The organism is Streptomyces sp. NPDC058653 (assembly GCF_042716895.1).
Classification (GTDB): Bacteria; Actinomycetota; Actinomycetes; order Streptomycetales; family Streptomycetaceae; genus Streptomyces.
Map to the genome: position 1 here is coordinate 149556 of NZ_JBHXRM010000007.1, position 17800 is coordinate 167355.

Below are 17800 nucleotides of genomic sequence, written 5' to 3' on the forward strand. Positions count from 1 at the left end.
CCAAGATCATCGGAAGCTGATTAGGCTGGGGGCGCCGAGCGGTACGGAGCAGTGCCCCGGCGCCACCAGCACACTGCGTACGGCAGGAGTCCGTCACATGTCAGAGCGCAAGCCGATCGATTCCTGGCTCACCGACATGGACGGTGTCCTCGTTCACGAAGGCATCCCCATCCCCGGGGCCGGAGACTTCATCAAGCGCCTGAGGGAGTCGGGCAAGCCCTTCCTCGTCCTCACGAACAACTCCATCTACACCCCGCGCGACCTCCAGGCCCGGCTCGCCCGGATGGGGCTGGCCGTGCCCGTGGACAACATCTGGACGTCCGCGCTGGCGACCGCCAAGTTCCTCGCCGCCCAGCGTCCCGGCGGCACGGCGTACGTCATCGGCGAAGCCGGTCTGACTACGGCGCTGCACGACATCGGCTACATCCTCACCGACCAGGAACCGGACTACGTGGTGCTCGGTGAGACCCGTACGTACAGCTTCGAATCCCTCACCAAGGCGATCCGGCTGATCAACGACGGCGCGCGCTTCATCTGCACCAACCCCGACGAGACGGGCCCGTCGGCGGAGGGGCCGCTGCCCGCCGCCGGTTCCGTCGCCGCGCTGATCACCAAGGCGACCGGCAAGGCGCCGTACTTCGCGGGCAAGCCGAACCCGCTGATGATGCGCACCGGGCTGAACGCCATCGGGGCGCACTCCGAGACCAGCGCGATGATCGGCGACCGGATGGACACGGATGTCCTGGCCGGGCTGGAGGCGGGGATGGAGACGTTCCTGGTGCTGACCGGTCTGACAAAGCCGGAGGACATCGACCGGTATCCGTTCAGGCCCTCCACGATCGTCGACTCCATCGCCGATCTGGTGGATCTGATCTGACCGGATCTGACTGAATAATCGCTGGTCACGGCGGTGTGTCGGGCTTTCTGGGGCCGCTTGCGGATGCGGGATCCGGCTGAACGCGTGAGGCTTCCTTCATCAGGAGGTTCACGATGCGTTCAGGCTTGCTCGCTCTCCGTGCCGCCGGGCTGGTGGTCGCCCTGGTGGCGGTCTCCGTCATAGGCACCACCGCCGCTGATGCCCACGACTCCGTGAACGCGACGGTGACGCCGGCCCCCGTCCGGCCCGGCGGTGAGGTGCGGATCAAGGTCACGGGCTGTGCGAGCCCCCGCGCGGTGGCGGCCAGGTCCGACGTCTTCGTCGCGGACTCCGAGCTCGCGGCCCGCAAGGGCGACGACCGGAAGCCGACGCTGCTCGGCGAGGCGAAGATCAAGTCGTCGGCGAAGGACGGCAAGTACAAGGCGGACGTCTGGTGCGACGGGCACGAGCATCTCGGTGCGGCGGTCTTCAAGGTGGACCGCGAGGCGAAGCCGAAGGCTTCGGGTAAGCCGTCCGCGAAGCCTTCGGCGAAGGCTTCCCCCAAGGCGTCGGCGAAGCCTTCGGGGAAGGCGTCCGTGAAGGCTTCCCAGAAGGCGTCGGCGAAGGCATCGGCCAAGTCCGAGCCGAAGCAAAAGCCTTCTACGAAGGCTTCGAGCAAGGCGACCGCGAAGGCTTCCCAGCAGGCATCAGCGAAGGCGTCGGCCAAGCCTGAGCCGAAGCGGAAGCCGTCCGTGAAGCCTTCGGCGAAGGCTTCCACGAAGACTTCCAGCAAGGCGTCTCCGAAGGCGTCGGCCAAGTCCGAGGCGAAGCAGAAGCCGTCTACGAAGGCTTCGGGCAAGGCGTCCGTGAAGCCTTCGGCGAAGGCGTCCGGTAAGGCGTCGATGAAGCCTTCCAGCAAGCCGTCTCTGAAGGCGTCCGCCAAGTCCGAGCCGAAGCAGAAGCCTTCTACGAAGGCTTCGAGCAAGGCGACCGCGAAGGCTTCCCCGAAGGCTTCGGGCAAGCCGTCTGTGAAGCCTTCGGCGAAGGCGTCCGCCAAGTCGTCTTCGAACGCGTTGGCCAGGTCCGAGTCGCAGCGGAAGCCGTCCGCGAAGGCTTCGGGCAAGCCTTCGGCGGAGGGGTCCGCCAAAGCGTCCGCGAAGGCGTCCGCCAAGTCGTCTTCGAACGCGTTGGTCAGGTCCGAGCCCAAGCGGGAACCGGCCACGAACGCCTCGGGCAAGCCGTCCGCCACGTCGGAGACCGCGCCGGAGGCGGCCGCCGCTCCGTCGTCGCCCGCTCCCGTGCAGACCAACGGCCGGGACTCCCACGTCGCCTACCCCGCGCACCCCCGCCCCAGCGACCCGCATGCCTCGCCCGTCGCACCCGTGCGGGCCGGTGGCGGCGGTCGGACCACCACCGCGCTGGCCGGGGACGAGGCGGGCCCCAGCACCCCCCACACCGTGATCGGGCTCGTCCTCGCCGGTGCCGCCGCCGTGGCCGTCGCGATCCGCAGCGCGCGCCGGAGGCGTTCCGCCGCACGGGACTCGGACTGAGACGGCGGGGAGGGCCGACATGGGTGACAAGGCGCACAACCCAGCCACCGCCGACCGCCCGGCGGGATCGGGCCGGCTGCTGGCCGGCGTCGCCTGGGCCGTGCTGCTCCTCGGCCTCTGGGGCTGGGGCCACGACGGCATCGTAGGCGCCTCGTCGCCGATGACCGGCGACGTCGCCGCCGTCGGCCGCCCGATGGAGGGGCGCCCGCCGCCCGCCCGCGATCCGCGACAGCCGGCGGAACCGCGCCGTATCGAGGTTCCCTCCGTCGGGATAGAGGCGCCCGTCGTCCCCCGCGGCCTCGACTCCACGGGGGCGGTCGAGCCGCCGCCGTACGAACTCCCGGAGACTGTCGGCTGGTACGGCGGCGGCGCCCGGCCCGGCGCCACGGGCACCGCGCTCTTCGTCGGGCATGTCGACACCCGGACCGAGCCCGCCGTCTTCTACGACCTGAGCGCGACCCGGCCCGGCGAGAAGATCCGGGTCACCCGGACCGACGGTTCGATCGCGGAGTTCACCATCGACGACGTACGGGTCTACACCCGGGAGAAGTTCGACGCGCGGAAGGTGTACGGCCCCCACCAGCCGGACCGCGCGGAGCTGCGGCTGATCACCTGCGGCGGGACCTTCGACCGCGAGACCCGTACGTACACGGCGAACGTGGTCGTCTCGGCGTACCTCACCGATGTGAAAGAGGCCCCCCGCCATGGCTGATCCGGCGTCATCTCCACCCCGCTGTCACAGCTCGCACACGAAGGCGATCGGGCTCCGTTACGGCCCCGGCCCGTGTGCCAGGATGGATTCGACCGGGCTTGTTCGGGCAGGCAGGCGGCAGGCAGGGCAGCAACGAGGCGCCTGGGGGGCGGCTCCGACGAACGGGCACCGAGGGGGAGTGGATGTACGGCAGTAATTCCGGTCGCAGTCTTCGAGTGACGGCGTGTGCGGCCGCCACGGGAGCGGCTCTGCTCGTCGGGGGCTGCTCGTCCGGCGATGAGGACAAGGGCGAGAAGAACCCGGCGACGAGCCAGCAGCCGAAGGCGACGGATCCGTACTGGGTCAACCCCGACGGCAACGCGGCCAAGCAGGTCGCCGACTACACCAAGGACGGCGACGACAAGAACGCCGCCCTGATCAAGAAGATCGCCGCGCAGCCCGTCGGCGAGTGGATCGGCCCGGACAACCCCGAGGAGGAGGCCCGCGGTTTCACCGAGGCCGCCGCCAAGGCCGACCGGGACGCGCTGCTGGTCCTCTACAACGTGCCGCACCGCGACTGCGGCCAGTTCTCCAAGGGCGGCGCCTCCGACGGCAACGCGTACCGGGAGTGGGTCGACAAGGTCGCCAAGGGCATCGGCGACCGGCGGGCCACGGTGGTCCTGGAGCCGGACGCGCTGCTGCATCTGGTGGACGGGTGTACGCCCCAGGAGTTCCACGAGGAGCGGTTCGATCTGCTGAAGGGTGCCGTCGAACGGCTCAAGCAGCAGCCGGCCACCACGGTCTATCTGGACGCGGGCAACGCCGGCTGGCAGTCGCCCGACGCGCTCTTCGAGCCGCTCCAGCGGGCGGGCGTCGACAAGGCGGACGGTTTCTCGGTCAACGTCTCCAACTTCTTCCCGACCGACATGAGCCAGGAGTTCGGCAAGAAGCTGTCGGCGAAGGTCGGCGGCAAGCCGTTCGTGATCGACACCAGCCGTAATGGCAACGGCCCTTACACGGAGGGCGATCCCGCCGAGAACTGGTGCAACCCGCCCGGCCGCGCGCTCGGCGAGCCGCCGACCACGAAGACGGGCGATCCGCTGGTGAAGGCGTATCTGTGGGTCAAGCGCCCGGGGGAGTCGGACGGCGACTGCAAGGGCGGGCCCAAGGCCGGCGAGTGGTATCCGGAGTACGCGCTGGAGCTGGCGCGCAACGCCAGGTAGACGTCTCGCCTCGCGCACGCGGGAACGGCGAGAGGGCCCGTACGAGGCGTACGGGCCCTCTCGCGTCGGTACGTCCGGCGCTACGGCACCTCGACCCACACGCCTTCGGACGGCGTCCCCTTGTCGTCCGTGACGAAGAGCATGTACCAGCCGGCCGGCACGAGCGCCCGGTTCTTCGGCACCGTCACCTTGATCCCGTCGGCGGTCTTCTCCATGTCCAGTGCGATCGACCGCTGTTCGACGTCCGTGACATGGGTGACGGCGCTGGGCCGCAGCAGCTTCGCGGACTTGAGCGACGCCGCGTCCTTCGTCCTGAAGGTCCCCGAGTCGCCGTGCTTGATCCGCTTCGGTCCGTCGGTCAGCTCGGGCTTGGAGTCCCGGTAGAGGTACGGCGGGGTGTAGATCTCGATCCGCTGCTCGAAGACGCCCGGCTTGGTGTTGGCCTTGTCGGCGTAGAGGGAGTCGGAGCCGAAGATCATGACGCGGCCGTCGGGCAGCAGCAGTGAGCCCGAGTGGTAGTTGCGGCCCACCTGGGGGTCGGCGACGCGCGTGTACTCGCCCGACTTCGGGTCGTACGTCCGCGCTTCGAGGATGTTGGAGCCGCCCCGGCCCCGGTAGTCCTCCGCGCCACCGGTGACGAGGACGGTGTCGTCGGGCATCAGCGATGCGCTGGGGTAGCGGGTGCCCTTGTCGAGCGAGGCGCCGTCCTTGAACTCCGGCTTGTCCTCCTTGAGATCGACCAGCCGGGACTTCTCGCTCGACTTCTCCGACTCACCGACGCCACCGCCGCCGATGACCATGAACCTCTGGTCCTGCGCGGGGGGCAGCATGACGGTCGCCGACGTCTCCATCGTGTCCGCGTCGCTCAGGCCGGGGATGTTCTGGAACTTGTTGGTCTCCAGGTCCCAGATGCCGGGCTTGCGGCCGATGTCGGCGGGGCCGTAACCGGCGTTGGAGCCGCTGTAGAAGAGCTTGCCGTTGTCCATCAGGAAGATCGCCGGGTACGTGGGGAACTTCCGGATGATCCCGGTGTACTCCCACTCCTTGGTCTCGGGGTCGTAGATCTCGTCCTTGCCGGGGACGATCTGCCCGATCTCGTCGAGGCCCGACAGCGCGAGTACCTTGCCGTCCTCCAGCGTCGTGAGCGTCGGATACCAGCGGGCCTCGTTCATCGGGTCCACTTTGATGTACTTCTCGGCGACCGGGTCGAACTCGAAGGCGTCCTTGATGCCTTGGAAGTCCTTCTTGTCGAGCGCGAGCTTCTGCGCGATGCCGTAGACGTTGCGGGCGTCGGCGCCCTTCATGCCCTGCACCCGGTAATTGTCCTCGGTGCCGGTCTCGTACTTCTTCCCGGACTTGTCGGCCTCGACGTAGATACGGCCGAGACCGGGCTCGGTCCGCAGAAAGGCGCCGGTCGCCGGGTCGAATATCTTCTTCGCCTTCTCGACCAGGACCGGGTCCTTGGACTCGAAGGTTTTGCCGTTCTTCTTGCCGGTGAACATTGTGCCCGCCGGCAGTGTCATCGGCTTGTCGGGGTCCTCGTTGTGGACCACCATCAGCCCGCCGGCCTTCGTGGTGTCGCCCTTGAGCTTCTCGTACCGCTTGGTGCCGCCCGCCACCAGGAGCTTGCCGTCCGGCAGTTGGGTGTGCCCGGCGCAGAACATGTCCTTGGGCGTGGGGATCATCGTGAAGTCGTCGGTCGCCGGATCCCAGAGGACGGACTCGAACTTGTTCGCGTCGAAGTTCTTCTGGTTGTTCCCCGACCCGGCTATCAGCAGCACCTTGCCCGTGTGCAGCAGCGACGCGTGAATCGAATTGATCTTGTACTTCGAGGGGATGTCGAGAAAGTCCCAGTGGCCGTTCTCGGCCTTGTACTCCGGCCGGTTGATCTTGTACTCGTGGTACTGCTCCGAACCGAACCGCCACATCGCCGGCCCGTTCATCCCGGCCACCACGACGACCACCGCGGCGCCTATCGCGAGGCGACGGGCGCGGTTCCTGCGGTGGTTCGGCCGGACGGGAAGCGCACTCATTGCTTAGGTCCCCCAAGGGAAATCTGTATGGTCTGGTCGAGGGCCGCGGGGGGCGTCTGCTGCGAGGCCGGCGGCACCTGGGGTGCCTGTGGTGCCTGCGAGTCCGCCCCGGGCGGCTGCGGCGGCCGCTGCGCGGAGTGCCGGGAGGAATGGCGCGCCCCGTGCTTCCCGCGCTTCTTCTTCTCCGCGCGCATCCCCAGCCGCCAGATGATGATCGGCGACGCCGTGATCAGCAGCGCCAGTGTCGCCCAGGTGATCATCGCGGGATGATCGTGCCCGAGGAAGAAGGACGAGACGAGCGATCCGGCGAACACGAGAATGAAGAACAGATGGATCCGGAACGTCCCGAACAGCGTGTCCGGGCTCGACGAGTCGCCCTTCGGCGTCACGACGAAGCCGCTCTTGCGGCGCAGTACGGCGTCCAGCAGTGAGCGCGCGTAGATCGGCGCGGAGAGCGCGGACATCGCCATACCGGCCAGTCCGCCGGACCCCTCGGGCTCGTGCGGCGAGACGTTGTGGCGCCGGTTCCAGATGTAGAGGCCGATCTGGAGGGCGGAGGCGTTGCCGTAGAGCATCATCCAGATCGCCGGGTCGATCTGCACACCCGAGGCGCCCATGCCCAGGAACAGGGCACAACTCAGCGCCGCCAGGATCCAGTTGAGCGCCGACATCGGGTAGAAGATGATCATCATCGTGTAGTTGAAGAGCTTGCCGGGCGGCAGGGTGGTGAAGCCCCTCCAGTACTGCTTGAGGATTGTCTCGTACGTCCCCCGGGACCAGCGCAGCTGCTGGGTGAAGAAGTCCGTCCAGGCGGTCGGTCCCTCACCGACGGCGAGCACGTCGGGGGTGTACACCGAGCGCCACTTGTTGCCGGTCTGAGGGTTCCTGGCGCGGTGCATCTCGAACCCGGTCGCCATGTCCTCGGTGATCGAGTCGTACAGCCCGCCGATCTGCTTGAGCGCGGAGATCCGTACGGCGTTGCTCGTACCGACGAACATGGGCGAGCCGTAGCGGTTGCCCGCGCGCTGGATCAGCGCGTGGAAGAGGAACTGCTGCGACTCGGCCGCCTTCGTGACGAACGTGTCGTAGTTCCCGTACACCTGCGGGCCGATGACGAAGCCGACGTCCGGGTCGCGGAAGTAGCCGAGCATCCGCTCCAGATAGTTGGCCGTGGGGACGTGGTCGGTGTCGACGGAGGCGAAGAAGTCGTAGTCGTCGCCGTGCGCGTCCAGCCAGGCGTTGTAGTTGCCGTGCTTGGTCTTGGCGCGGTGCGCGCCCTTGGTCTGGTTCCACTTCGCCACGCCCTTGCGGGAGAAGTGGTGCACACCGAGACGGGCGCAGACCTCCTTGACGGCGGGGTCGTCGCCCTCGTCGAGGAGCCAGACGTGCATCAGCCCCCGGTGCCGGATCTTGACCGCGGCCTCCAGCGTCTTCGTCACCATCTCCAGGGGCTCCTTGCCCGGGACGAAGGAGGTGAGGAAGGCGACGCGGGTGCCGCTCGCGGGCACGACGGGGACGGGGTCACGTGCCACCAGCGTGGCGTGCGCGTTGGACAGCACGTTCATTGTGCGGAACAGCTCGATCAGTCCGATCGAGACGAGCATCACGATGTCGAGGACGAGCAGCGTGTCGTTCTTCAGGTTCGGGTCGCGCTCGGTCCAGTGCTGGGGCTGCATCAGCCAGGCGAAGAGACCGAGGGAGAGGAGAGGGGCGGCGCCGAGCAGCAGGGCCGCGCGGATCCGGTGCGGCTCCTGGGAGAGCAGCGAGCGGTACTGCACCTTGTACGGCTTGTTCGGATCGGGCTGGGTGAGCGGCCCGGCGAGCCGGCTGTAGTGCTCGTAGTCGTACTTGGGCAGTTCCGTCTTCTTCTGCCGGAACCGCGATCCGCCGGCCCTGAGCTGAGAGGGGACCCGGAGCTGGGTGGTCCGGGACGCGTCGTTGTTCGGCCGCTCGCCGTTCGGCGTCGACGTCATCAGTCATCCCCCCGCACGCATGCTGGTGCGTGATTGGTCGGTCGGTTCGTCCGGGTGCGCGCCACCGTCAGTACAGACACGCATCGGGACCTTCCGGTTGCATGATGCCGTTTGCGACATCGGCCCGTGAGTGGGACCCCCACCCCACTCGGTATGCAAACCGGAGCAAATTCTTCAGCTGCCCCAACTGCGAATCACACGCGCTTCTTTGGACCCGTCGGCTTCAGGATAGGTTCTACGACCCCCGCCATGATCGCAAGGATGAAAGATACTATTTGCTTCTGATATGCCCGCATTGAAGCCCCCCTGGGGGTGGAGCTGTGGCCGGACTGTGAAGTTCCCGCGAAGGCCGGACCCTCTCGCGACAGGGGATCAGGGAACGATCAAGGCCCCCTCGTACAGCTACGAGGGGGCCTTGATGTTGCGTGCGCCGCCAGGGACTCGAACCCCGGACCCGCTGATTAAGAGTCAGCTGCTCTAACCAACTGAGCTAGCGGCGCCTGCTGACCTGGAGAACTCTACCCGACGCCCCGGAGTGCTCCCAACCATTTGATGAGCGATGTGGCCTGTCGGATGGTCGTTTTTTACATTTGATCCGTCAAAATGTGATTAGTCAGGCTTGTTAGGACTGACGCCCGTGCAACACCGCACAACACCTTGTCGAGTGTGGAGGGGATCGCATGACCGCACCGGTCTTCGAGGAGTACGAACCCGCTGGTGACTGTCCTTGTGGCGGCTGCGCCGAGCAACGCCGCCTGCTGGCCCGGGGCATGTCCCCGCGCGAGGGCGGCCATCCCGCCACCCGTGGCGCGCGCCGCGCCCTGGTTCTCGTCACCGCGGCCGGAGTCGCGCTCTCCGCCTCGGGCGTGGGTGCGGGCGAGGCCGACGCGGACACCGGCGGGCCGGCGCGCGGTGCCTCGCTCGGTGGCTCGCCCGGCCCGGAGGGGGCCGCCACGGCCACGACCACGACCACGGCGCCGAACGCCGAACCGGAGCCCGCGACTCCGCAGGGCGCGAGCGGCCCGCTCTACGGGCCTCCGTCCGCGGGGCCCTCGCCCGACCCCGCGGTCGAGGCTCCACGCGAGACCAGCCGCGCCGACATCATCAACCGGGCCAAGGTGTGGGTGGAGGCGAAGGTCCCCTACTCCATGACCAAGTACTGGTCCGACGGCTACCGCCAGGACTGCTCCGGCTATGTCTCGATGGCCTGGAACCTGGACGGCAACGAGTGGACGGGCAGCCTGTCCCGCTTCGGCACCCGTATCGAGAGGGAGGAACTCCAGCCCGGCGACATCCTGCTGTTCCACAACCCGTCCGACCCGACCAAGGGGTCGCACGTGACGATCTTCGGCGGCTGGACCGACTACACGCACGCGCACTACCTCGCGTACGAGCAGACGAAGCCGTCCACCCGGGCGCAGGCGACGCCGATGGCCTACTGGAACAATTCGGCGAGTTACGTGGCGTACCGTTACAAAGGGGTGACCGGAGACAGCGGCGGCGACGCGGCGAAGCCGGTGAACACCGTGAAGCCGGCGGCCTTCCCCGGTGCGAAGTCCTTCGGCCCCGGCGCCGACAACGCGCACGTGACCAGGCTCGGCGACATGCTCGTCGCCCGGGGCGGCCAACGGTTCTACACCGTGGGTCCCGGCCCCCGCTGGAGCGAGTCCGACCGGCGTGCCACCGAGGCCTTCCAGCGGGCGCAGGGATGGGTGGGCGCGGAGGCGGACGGGATGCCGGGGCCGGACACCTGGCGGTACCTCGTGGAGGGGAAGGGCAAGGACATCCCGGGTGCGCGGGCGGGCCGCCCCGGCGGTACGGGCGCGGGGCCGGCGTACCCCGGCGCGGGGACGTTCCGGCCCGGCCGGTCCGGCGAGCACATCACCCGGCTCGGCGAGCGGCTGGTGGAGCGCGGCTACGGCAGCCACTACGTCACGGACCCCGGCCCGGCGTGGGGCGAGGCCGACCGGCGCAACGTCGAGGCCTTCCAACGGGCGCAGGGCTGGCGCGGCAGCGCGGCCGACGGGTACCCCGGCCCCGAGACTTGGCGACGACTCTTCGCATGACGACGGAGGCAAGGATGACCACACAGACATCGCAACCGAACGGTGACGGGCAGATGCTGCGGGGAGCGCAGGCCCTCAGGGCGGCGGCACGCAACGCGCTGACGGCACGAGGGCACGCGGAGCCCGTGGACCCGGCGGATTCGGCGGAGCTTTCCGGGGCCCCGGCGGAACCGGCCCGGCCCGTGGGACCCGTCGCCGCGACGGCGCCGGTGGCCTCGGTCGCGCCCGGGGAGGCCGAGGCCCCGGTGGCGCCCGCGCCGGTCGCCCCGGCCGGCTGGAACGAGAGCGGCTGGTACCAGAACGTACGTCTGCTGAGCGGGCCGCCCGCCGAGGCCGGCCCACCGCACGAGGGGGAGCCGCCGGGACCGGTGGCCACGGCGGCGCGCCCGGACGCGTTCGCGAAACAGCCCGCGGAGACGGAGCTTTCCGTCGGGCGCGACCACGGGCAGGTGGGTGAGCACGCGCCGGAGCACGCGGCCGGGCGCGCGCCCGAGTCGATGCCGTCGGGGGAGCCCGAGCCCGAACACGGCTTCGCCGCCGGGCCGGAGGCCTGTTACGGCGGTACGGCGCCCGAGGTCGCGGACATCGTGGAGTGGGCGTCGGCGGAGAAGGAGCGGGAGCGGCCACCGGAGTTCGTGTCGCTGGAGCTGCCGACGGAGACGGGCACCTCGCTGTCCACTGCCACCACCGAGGCCCCGGTCGAACAGCGCGTGGCGGCGGGCGGGCTCCTGGAGTCGCCGGAGATCGTGACCGAGTACTCCGCGCCCACCACGTACGCGATGCCGGTGGTGGAACCGGCGCCCGGGGACTCCGACGTACCGCAGGCGCGGGGCGGGTCGTGGCGGATGCCCCCGTCGGAAGAGCGCTCCGAGCGGGAGACGGACATGGGGGAGGCCTCGCCCGAGGCCGAGCCGGGCCACGAGGCCGCCGCCGAGTCCGTCGGGAACGAGAACGGGACCGGGACCGGCGACGCCGATGCGGCCGTCGCGACCGGCGCCGATGACGATCCGTCAGATTCTGCCGCCGCCACGTCCAGTGGCATCCCCGCCCCCGTGTGGAACGTCACCGTGCCCGCCGGGTCCGGCTCCGTCGTCCCCACCCGGGCCGCTCTCACCTTCGACAGCCAGCGCTGGAGCCCGCTCATCGTGGGCGAGGCCACCCACGAGATCCCCGTGCATCTCCTCTTCCGCGACGAGGGGTCGGCGACCGCCCCGACGGCCGGGCGCCCGCAGCTGCGGCGCGGACCCGCCGTCGCCACCCCGCCCGCGCCCGCCGTGCTGGACCCGGCCGCGTCCTCGCGTCCCGCGACACCGGTGGACACCAAGCTGGTCGAGCGGCCCGGCCCCACCCTGCCCGGCTGGACGGCGGCGCTCGTCGGATTCGCCGGGCTGTTCGGCTGCGCGGCGGTGCTCTGGTGGGTCGGGGCGATCCCCGAGGCGCTGACCGAGATGTTCGGGCTCGACTCGAACCCGTACAACGGGATCGGCATCGGCAAGTGGGCGCTGCTCGCCCTCGCCGTGACGCTCACGCTCTTCGCCTTCGGCGGACTCGGCCGGGGCCGGGTCGGTCACGCCTGGGTGCTGACGCTCTTCGGCGAGTACCGGGGGAGCGTGCGGCGTACGGGACTTCTCTGGGTGAGCCCGCTCCTGCTGCGCCGGCGTGTGGACGTACGGCTGCGGCACTGGCGCAGCGAGCCGATGCCCGCGGTCGACGCGAACGGTACGGAGCTGCGCGTCGTGGTCCTGGTGGTCTGGCGCGTCAGGGACACCGTCCGGGCGGCGCTCGGGGTGCGGGACCACGAGGAGTATCTGCGCGAGCAGGTCGAGGCGGCGATGGCCCGGGTGCTCTCGCAGCTGCCCGCCGACGCCTTCAACGAGGCCGCGCCGACGCTGCGCAACGCCGAGCTGGTCGGTGAGGCGCTGACCCGGATGCTGTCGGCCGAGTGCCGGCCCGTCGGGCTGGATGTCTTCTCGGCGCAGCCGACGCGGATCGAGTACGCGCCGGAGATCTCGGCGGCCATGCAGCGCAGCCGGATCGCGGCGATCGACGCCAGACACCGGGACAGCGTGCTGACGTCGGTGGTCGACGCGGTGGACGACACCGTGCACCGGCTCACCTCGCGCGGGCTGGTGGAGCTGGACGACTACGAGCGCAAGGTCCTCGTGAAGGATCTGACGGTGGCGTTCTACACCGGCAGGCACGGGCTGAACGAGCGGAGTTGACCGATCCGCGCGCGGGTGATTGGTCTGGACCTTTCTTGGCTTTGTTATGGACACGATCACGTGCCGTCAATACTCTGAGCCTTGGTCTAGACCTGATTGCGCAGTCAGGAGTCACCGCACCATCCGCGTCCCACGGTCCTTGGAGCGAGAGCATGCGTAAGAAGAGAATCAGCGCCGCGGTACTCGGTCTCGCGGTGGCGGGCGTCTCCCTGCTCGCCACCGGCAGCGCGACCAGCCACGGCTACACCGACTCACCGATCAGCCGTCAGAAGCTGTGCCAGAACGGCACCGTCACCGGATGCGGGAACATCCAGTGGGAGCCGCAGAGCGTCGAGGGACCTAAGGGCTTCCCGGCCGCAGGTCCCGCCGACGGAAAGATCTGCGCGGGCGGCAACGGTCAGTTCGCACAGCTCGACGACCCGCGTGGCGGCAACTGGCCCGCCACCAGCGTTGCCGGCGGGCAGTCCTACAGCTTCCGCTGGCAGTTCACCGCCCGGCACTCCACGAGCGACTTCCGCTACTACATCACCAAGAACGGATGGGACCCGACCAAGCCGCTCACCCGCGCGGCCCTCGACCCGCAGCCGTTCATGACCGTCCCGTACAACAACATGCAGCCGCCGGCCACGCTCGTCCACCAGGGCTCGATGCCGGGCGGCAAGTCGGGCAAGCACATCGTCCTGGCGGTCTGGAACGTCGCGGACACGTCCAACGCGTTCTACGCCTGCTCGGACGTGAAGTTCTGATCCATCTGGGTTCAGTCCACCTGGGTTCAGTCCGTCTGATCCCAGTCCATCAGCAGTGACCGACGAGGGTCCGCTTCCACGCTGACGGGCCGGGCCGTCGTACGCGGGGTGTGTGCCGCAACCCGCCTGCCACGGCCCGGCCTTGGCCTTTCCGCCGCCGGACCCGGCCGACTCAGATGGCCAGCGAGAGCACCACCGGGGCCGCGCCCCGGTTGAGCGTGTCCGCCGCCGAGCGCAGCCGGTGGGCGTGCTCGATCGGCATCGACAGCGCGAGACAGCCGACCGAGGAGCCCGCCGTCAGCGGCACCGCCGCGCAGACCGTCCCCACCGCGTACTCCTGGAGGTCCAGGATCGGCACCGTCGGCGGCTGGCTGTCCAGCTTGGAGAACAGCACCCGCTCGTTGGTGATGGTCCGTGAGGTGAGGCGCGCGATCTTGTGCCGGGAGAGATGGTCCCGGCGGCTGTTCTGGTCGAGCTGGGTCAGCAGGCACTTGCCGACGGCGCTCGCGTGCGCCGCCGAACGGAAGTCCACCCACTCGTTGACCGCGGGCGCGTCCGGACCGTCCGCGACCTGGGTGATCCTCACCTCGCCGTCGATGTACCGGCTGATGTAGACCGCCGCCCCGACCGAGTCGCGCAGCTCCGCGAGCGTGTCCTGGAGCTTGGCCTCCAGGGCCTCCTCACGGGTGGTCCCGGAGCCGAGCAGGACCAGCGAGTCGCCCACGACATAGGCGCCGTCCGCGACCTGTTCCACATAGCCCTCGCGGCGCAGCATCGCGAGCAGCGGGGCGAGATGGCCGGTCGGCAGACCCGTCTCGCGCGCGATCTGCACGTCGGTGACACCACCGGTGTGCTTGGAAACCGTTTCGAGGACGCGCAGGACGTATTGCACCGAGTGGAACGGCGCGGTCGGCTCCGGCTTCAGCGCCACGGTTTCCCCCTAATAGGTTGTGACCGCAAGCTTCTTTACCACGATAGCCGTCAAGAGCCGGTTGCGGGGCGGCTGTTGCGGAGAATGACCGCAGGTCCGGCGCCTCCATCTGGCGCGTATCGCCCCGGCATATGCCCGAGTCATAACCTTCGGCCGCGCGGAGCGGGAAACGGGGGAACCCGGTCCGTATCGTCGGACCGGGTTCCCCCGAAAACGGCGCGCCCTCCGCCTGCGTGAACGCGCCGGGCGTACGCCCTACAGAACCGCGCTCAGGAACTCCCGGGTGCGCTCGTGCTCCGGCTCGCTGAAGATCTTCTCCGGCGGCCCCGACTCGATGACATGACCGGCGTCGAACATCAGTACGTCATCGGAGATGTCCCGCGCGAAGTTCATCTCGTGCGTGACGCAGAGCATCGTGATGTCCGTGGTGTGGGCGATGTCCCTCAGCACGTCGAGGACGCCCGCGACCAGCTCGGGGTCGAGCGCGGACGTCACCTCGTCCAGGAGCAGCACCTGCGGCCGCATCGCGAGCGCACGCGCGATGGCCACCCGCTGCTGCTGGCCGCCGGAGAGCTGGCTCGGGTACGCGTCGCAGCGGTCCCCGAGCCCCACCAGGTCGAGCAGGCCGCGCGCCCGCTCCTCCGCCTCGTCCGGGGAGAGACCGAGCACATGCACGGGCGCCTCGGTGACGTTCCGCAGCACCTTCATGTTCGGGAAGAGGTTGAACTGCTGGAAGACCATGCCGATCTTCTTGCGCACCTCGCGGACATGGCGGTCGCCGGCCGGGACGAGCTTGCCGTCCCTCTCCTCGTGCGTGAGGTAGTCGCCGGCCACCCTGATCGTGCCTTCCTCCGGCTTGATCAGCGTCATCAGGAGTCTGAGGATCGTCGTCTTGCCCGATCCGGAGGCGCCTATCAGCGTCACGTGCTTGCCGGAGTTGACCGTGAAGTCGAGCGAGTCCAGGACCGTGTTGGACCCGAAGCGCTTGGTGACCTTGTCGAAGCGGATCAGCTCGCTGCCGTCGGCGACGGGATTGGCCGTTTCCTTCGAGGTGGTGAGGGGAGTGCTGTCAGCGGACAAGGCGACGCTCCAATGCTCGCATGAGAAGGGATGCCGGATAGGAGATGACGATGAAGGCCACACCCACGACGGTGAAGACCTCGACCGTCAGGAAGGTCTCGGAGGCGAACTGCCGTGCCTCGCCGAGCATTTCCAGTACTCCGATGACGAAGAGCATCGGAGTGTCCTTCAGCATCGCGATGACGTAGTTGCCCAGCGCGGGCACGACGCGGCGGATCGCCTGGGGCAGGATCACCGCGCCCCACGTGCGCGACCTCGGCAGACTGAGCGCCGTGGCCGCCTCCCACTGGCCCGCCGGGACGCCGTCGATGCCGGCGCGGTAGACCTCGGCGGTGTACGTCGAGTAGTGCAGGCCCAGGCCGATCACACCGGTGACCATGGCGCTGAGCGTCAGACCCCACTCGGGGAGCACGTAGTAGAGGAAGAACAGCTGCACGAGCAGCGGGGTGTTGCGGACGAACTCGGTGATGACGTTCACCGGCCAGCGCACCACCGCGAGGCCGGACCGCTGGGCCATCGCCCAGACGAGACCGAGGGCGAAGGCGAGCAGCGCGCCCAGGACCAGTGCCTGGAGTGTGACGAGCAGGCCGTCCCAGAACATCGGCATGAAGTCGCCGACCGCGGACCAGTCCCAGTTCATCGGCGCTCACCTCCCACGGTCGCCGGGGTGGTGTCCCCCCGGGAGATCTCGACCTTGCGGCCGATCGGCCGGGACTTCCTCTCGGGCCGCTGGCCGATCCCGGCCTTCGCCTGCCGCTCCAGGACGCGCATCCCGCGCGTGAGCACGAAGGCGAGCACGAAGTACATCAGCAGGATGATCGTGTAGACGGGCGCGCTCTGGCCGGTCGCGTTGCGCACCAGCGACGCACCGAAGGCGATGTCGGCCACGCCCATGATGGAGACCAGTGCCGTGCCCTTGAGCAGCTCGATCAGCAGGTTGTTGAACGGCGGGATCATCTCCGGCCAGGCCTGCGGCAGGATGATCTTCCGCAGCTGCTGCGCCGGGGTGAAGCTCAGCGCGATCCCCGCCTCGCGCTGGGCGGGAGCCACGGCCTGTACGGCGCCCCGGACGACCTCGGAGCCGTACGCCCCGTAGGTGAGCCCGAGCGCCAGCGTCGCCGCCCACAGCGGGACGAGCTGCCAGCCGAAGCCCAGCGGGAGCACGAAGAAGATCCAGAACATCAGGATCAGCGCGGAGGTGCCGCGGAATATCTCGAAGTACGCGCCGGATATGAAGCGCACGATCCACAGCCGGTGGGAGCGGGCGAGGCCGACGACCAGGGCGACCACGGCGGCCAGGGCGGCGCTGAAGACGGTCAGCTGGACGGTGATCCAGACGCCCTTGAGGAGTATTTCCCAGAGACCCCAGGTGATTTCGCTCATGGCGCGCACTTCTCCTTGGCGGTGATGGTCGTCATCTGGTCCTTCGTGAAGCCGAAGGGCCGCATGATCTCCAGGAGTTCACCGCTCTTCTTGAGCTTGTGCAGCTCGCGGTTGAAGGAGTCGCGGAGGTTGGTCTCCGGTGAGCGGAAGGCGAAGCCGCCGACGTCGATGACGGGCTTGCCGTCCACGACGGGCGTGACCTCCTTGGTGGCCTCCGCCTTCGTGCTCTCGGTCTCCTTGATGACGTTGAACACCGTGACCGCCGTGCCGGCGAAGACATCGACGCGGCCCTGCTCGACGGCGAGCAGTCCGGCCAGCTGGTCGGGCAGGGTCGTGATGCTCTTGACCCCGGCCTCCTCCGCGTAGCCGATCTCCGCGTAACCGACACCCGTCGCCATCTTCGCGCCGGCGTCCGCGATGTCCTGGTAACTGTTCAGATTCTTCGGATTCCCCTTCGGCACGATGAACGCGTCGAGCATCTGGTATTCGGGGTCGGCGAAGATCACCTGTTCACAGCGTTCCGGGTTGATGTACATCCCGGCGGCGACCACATCGAATTGGAGCGAGTTCAGTCCGGTGATCAGCGAACCGAACTCGGTGGCGAAGGGCTGGACACTGTCCACGCCCAGCTCCTTGAAGATGCGCGAGGCGATGGCCGGGGCCGAGCCCGTCATCTCGCCGTCCTTGCCGATGTAGCTGTACGGCTGCTCACCCGCCAGCCCGAGGCGCACCGTTCCCTTGGCGCGCAGCTGGTCGAGGAGCGTTCCTCCGTCGCCGGCGTCGGCGGTGGCCACGCGGCTGCATCCGCTGGAGGCTCCGACCGCCCCCGCGACACCGAGTGCCGCGGCGCCCGCGAGCAGCGAACGGCGCCTGAGCCCGCTTCCTGTGCTTCGTCTGTTGTTCCCCTTTAGTGGAGCCATAGGCGCGCGGCTACCCGAATCGTCCGAGGGTATGCGGATCATTTTCGGACCGATATGCCTATCGTTACCCGCGGGGCGGGCGGTCCGTCCGGCCCCGCATTCGCGCGGCCGGGGCGGGTATTCATG

Annotated in this window: 15 protein-coding genes and 1 tRNA gene; 7 read left to right on the plus strand and 9 right to left on the minus strand. The window is 69.0% G+C overall.

From position 1 onward, the window contains the following. Positions 1-97 precede the first annotated feature (97 nt). A complete protein-coding gene (locus tag ACFWU9_RS08950) occupies positions 98-877 on the plus strand; it encodes an HAD-IIA family hydrolase (RefSeq protein ID WP_384315821.1) in 780 nt (259 codons plus the stop codon). 25 nt (positions 878-902) lie between these two features. Here the strand turns inward: ACFWU9_RS08950 and ACFWU9_RS08955 are convergent, their stop codons facing one another. Further along, the gene (locus ACFWU9_RS08955; RefSeq protein ID WP_384315823.1) at positions 903-2165 is read right to left on the minus strand and encodes a Sec7 domain-containing protein; all 1263 of its coding nucleotides are present in this window, start codon (positions 2163-2165) and stop codon (positions 903-905) included. Here ACFWU9_RS08955 and ACFWU9_RS08960 point away from each other — a divergent pair. The 3 genes from ACFWU9_RS08960 (at position 2155) to ACFWU9_RS08970 (ending at position 4320) form a co-directional block, all read left to right on the plus strand. Beyond that, entirely contained in the window at positions 2155-2406 is a 252-nt protein-coding gene (locus ACFWU9_RS08960; protein ID WP_384315824.1) for a hypothetical protein, read from the plus strand. The genes ACFWU9_RS08955 and ACFWU9_RS08960 overlap by 11 nt on opposite strands. Positions 2407-2425: 19 nt before the next feature. Then, on the plus strand, positions 2426-3118 hold the full coding sequence (locus ACFWU9_RS08965; RefSeq protein ID WP_384315826.1) for a class F sortase: 693 nt from the start codon (positions 2426-2428) through the stop codon (positions 3116-3118). A gap of 182 nt (positions 3119-3300) precedes the next feature. Beyond that, on the plus strand, positions 3301-4320 hold the full coding sequence (locus tag ACFWU9_RS08970; RefSeq protein WP_384315828.1) for a glycoside hydrolase family 6 protein: 1020 nt from the start codon (positions 3301-3303) through the stop codon (positions 4318-4320). An 80-nt stretch (positions 4321-4400) separates the two neighbouring features. Here the strand turns inward: ACFWU9_RS08970 and ACFWU9_RS08975 are convergent, their stop codons facing one another. The 3 genes from ACFWU9_RS08975 to ACFWU9_RS08985 all read right to left on the minus strand — a co-directional run bounded on the left by ACFWU9_RS08975 (position 4401) and on the right by ACFWU9_RS08985 (position 8826). Next, on the minus strand, positions 4401-6353 hold the full coding sequence (locus ACFWU9_RS08975) for a galactose oxidase-like domain-containing protein (RefSeq protein ID WP_384315830.1): 1953 nt from the start codon (positions 6351-6353) through the stop codon (positions 4401-4403). Then, a complete protein-coding gene (locus ACFWU9_RS08980; RefSeq protein WP_384315832.1) occupies positions 6350-8326 on the minus strand; it encodes a glycosyltransferase family 2 protein in 1977 nt (658 codons plus the stop codon). Before ACFWU9_RS08980 ends, ACFWU9_RS08975 begins: the two co-directional genes overlap by 4 nt. A gap of 426 nt (positions 8327-8752) precedes the next feature. Then, positions 8753-8826 (minus strand) — tRNA-Lys (locus ACFWU9_RS08985). A 180-nt stretch (positions 8827-9006) separates the two neighbouring features. On the opposite strand from ACFWU9_RS08985, the gene ACFWU9_RS08990 reads away from it, so the two are divergent. From ACFWU9_RS08990 to ACFWU9_RS09000, 3 genes are all read left to right on the plus strand, one after another. Next, a complete protein-coding gene (locus ACFWU9_RS08990) occupies positions 9007-10392 on the plus strand; it encodes a peptidoglycan-binding protein (RefSeq protein ID WP_384315834.1) in 1386 nt (461 codons plus the stop codon). 14 nt (positions 10393-10406) lie between these two features. Beyond that, positions 10407-12614: an SPFH domain-containing protein gene (locus ACFWU9_RS08995; RefSeq protein ID WP_384315836.1), complete on the plus strand. Its 2208-nt coding sequence runs from the start codon at positions 10407-10409 to the stop codon at positions 12612-12614. Between the two features lie 152 nt (positions 12615-12766). After that, on the plus strand, positions 12767-13360 hold the full coding sequence (locus ACFWU9_RS09000) for a lytic polysaccharide monooxygenase (protein WP_384315838.1): 594 nt from the start codon (positions 12767-12769) through the stop codon (positions 13358-13360). Between the two features lie 172 nt (positions 13361-13532). On the opposite strand, the gene ACFWU9_RS09005 is transcribed toward ACFWU9_RS09000, so the two are convergent. From ACFWU9_RS09005 to ehuB, 5 genes are all read right to left on the minus strand, one after another. Beyond that, complete coding sequence (locus tag ACFWU9_RS09005) at positions 13533-14291, minus strand: IclR family transcriptional regulator (protein WP_384315840.1); 759 nt, start codon at positions 14289-14291, stop codon at positions 13533-13535. Positions 14292-14546: 255 nt separating this feature from the next. Beyond that, the gene (gene ehuA / locus ACFWU9_RS09010) at positions 14547-15371 is read right to left on the minus strand and encodes an ectoine/hydroxyectoine ABC transporter ATP-binding protein EhuA (protein ID WP_384315842.1); all 825 of its coding nucleotides are present in this window, start codon (positions 15369-15371) and stop codon (positions 14547-14549) included. Continuing rightward, on the minus strand, positions 15361-16011 hold the full coding sequence (gene ehuD, locus ACFWU9_RS09015; protein WP_384315844.1) for an ectoine/hydroxyectoine ABC transporter permease subunit EhuD: 651 nt from the start codon (positions 16009-16011) through the stop codon (positions 15361-15363). Before ehuD ends, ehuA begins: the two co-directional genes overlap by 11 nt. Next, the gene (gene ehuC / locus ACFWU9_RS09020) at positions 16008-16754 is read right to left on the minus strand and encodes an ectoine/hydroxyectoine ABC transporter permease subunit EhuC (RefSeq protein ID WP_384315846.1); all 747 of its coding nucleotides are present in this window, start codon (positions 16752-16754) and stop codon (positions 16008-16010) included. The genes ehuD and ehuC overlap by 4 nt, the downstream gene beginning before the upstream one ends. Then, positions 16751-17674, minus strand: a complete 924-nt coding sequence (gene ehuB, locus ACFWU9_RS09025; protein WP_384315848.1) for an ectoine/hydroxyectoine ABC transporter substrate-binding protein EhuB — start codon at positions 17672-17674, stop codon at positions 16751-16753. The genes ehuC and ehuB overlap by 4 nt, the downstream gene beginning before the upstream one ends. Between the last annotated feature and the right edge of the window lie 126 nt (positions 17675-17800).

Excerpts from the sequence above, each read along its gene's own strand:
- ACFWU9_RS08950 (WP_384315821.1), top strand. The coding sequence starts at position 98 with ATGTCAGAGCGCAAGCCGATCGATTCCTGGCTCACCGACATGGACGGT.
- ACFWU9_RS08965 (WP_384315826.1), top strand. The coding sequence starts at position 2,426 with ATGGGTGACAAGGCGCACAACCCAGCCACCGCCGACCGCCCGGCGGGA.
- ACFWU9_RS08970 (WP_384315828.1), top strand. The coding sequence starts at position 3,301 with ATGTACGGCAGTAATTCCGGTCGCAGTCTTCGAGTGACGGCGTGTGCG.
- ACFWU9_RS08975 (WP_384315830.1), bottom strand. The coding sequence starts at position 6,353 with ATGAGTGCGCTTCCCGTCCGGCCGAACCACCGCAGGAACCGCGCCCGT.
- ACFWU9_RS08980 (WP_384315832.1), bottom strand. The coding sequence starts at position 8,326 with ATGACGTCGACGCCGAACGGCGAGCGGCCGAACAACGACGCGTCCCGG.
- ACFWU9_RS08990 (WP_384315834.1), top strand. The coding sequence starts at position 9,007 with ATGACCGCACCGGTCTTCGAGGAGTACGAACCCGCTGGTGACTGTCCT.
- ACFWU9_RS08995 (WP_384315836.1), top strand. The coding sequence starts at position 10,407 with ATGACCACACAGACATCGCAACCGAACGGTGACGGGCAGATGCTGCGG.
- ACFWU9_RS09000 (WP_384315838.1), top strand. The coding sequence starts at position 12,767 with ATGCGTAAGAAGAGAATCAGCGCCGCGGTACTCGGTCTCGCGGTGGCG.
- ehuD (WP_384315844.1), bottom strand. The coding sequence starts at position 16,011 with ATGAACTGGGACTGGTCCGCGGTCGGCGACTTCATGCCGATGTTCTGG.
- ehuC (WP_384315846.1), bottom strand. The coding sequence starts at position 16,754 with ATGAGCGAAATCACCTGGGGTCTCTGGGAAATACTCCTCAAGGGCGTC.
- ehuB (WP_384315848.1), bottom strand. The coding sequence starts at position 17,674 with ATGGCTCCACTAAAGGGGAACAACAGACGAAGCACAGGAAGCGGGCTC.